Source organism: Pseudomonas sp. GM84, from assembly GCF_000282535.1.
Classification (GTDB): Bacteria; Pseudomonadota; Gammaproteobacteria; order Pseudomonadales; family Pseudomonadaceae; genus Aquipseudomonas.
In genome coordinates this window covers 1-624 of record NZ_AKJC01000152.1, presented here as the reverse complement: position 1 = coordinate 624, position 624 = coordinate 1, and the positions used below count along the sequence as shown (strand labels likewise).

The window sequence follows — 624 nt, the reverse complement described above, 5'->3', positions numbered from 1 at the left end:
GTTCTTCGGGCTCAATCTGGTTATTTTGTCGTTGGTTCTGATTGAAATTTTCGTACTTCCTGACGCCTTGCAGCGCTATCTGGACCATTGCACATTCCGCAAGAACCGTAGCAATGGCATCGCGGACACTGAAGAGAGAGAGATTGAAATACTGCAAAATGCGATTAGGAGCACACTCTGATGTATTTTCTGGAACGCGGCTTTCAATGGTCCAAAACCCTGATCACTTACGAAGAAGCCTGTGAAGAATACAAAAATGAAAAACGTCAACCTGGGCAGACGGAACTCCATGCTCCGGAAGGTGTGGGCGATTCTGTTTCAAAAGTTATCTACGACAATAATTCTCTCTACTCCTACTCTGAACAATACATCGATCTGCGCACACCCAATGATGAGAAGCGAGGCATAGTTACATTTTTTGCTGGTTGCATCTATGGAATGATTATCTATGCTTTCATATTAACCATGAGTGTATCCATTCCGAAATTCACCTCAGGGCTTCGACATAACGGCGAGTTCCTGACGGGCTCAGACTACTTCTTCCTCACCCTATTCCCGATATTTTGGTTAGTACTGCTCGGAGTTTTCCTTAAATACACCTTCCGTTTCTTCCGCCTGGAGTCC

At 44.9% G+C, this 624-nt stretch carries 1 protein-coding gene and 1 pseudogene; both read left to right on the top strand.

Annotation, left to right across the window (positions count from 1 at the left end; all coding sequences use genetic code 11):
• On the top strand, positions 1-181 hold a 181-nt coding region (locus PMI38_RS27530; protein ID WP_043273593.1), incomplete at its 5' end, for a hypothetical protein.
• Positions 181-624 (top strand): annotated as a pseudogene (locus PMI38_RS13300) (DUF6708 domain-containing protein); the annotation flags it as partial. The gene PMI38_RS27530 and the pseudogene PMI38_RS13300, both read left to right, overlap by 1 nt.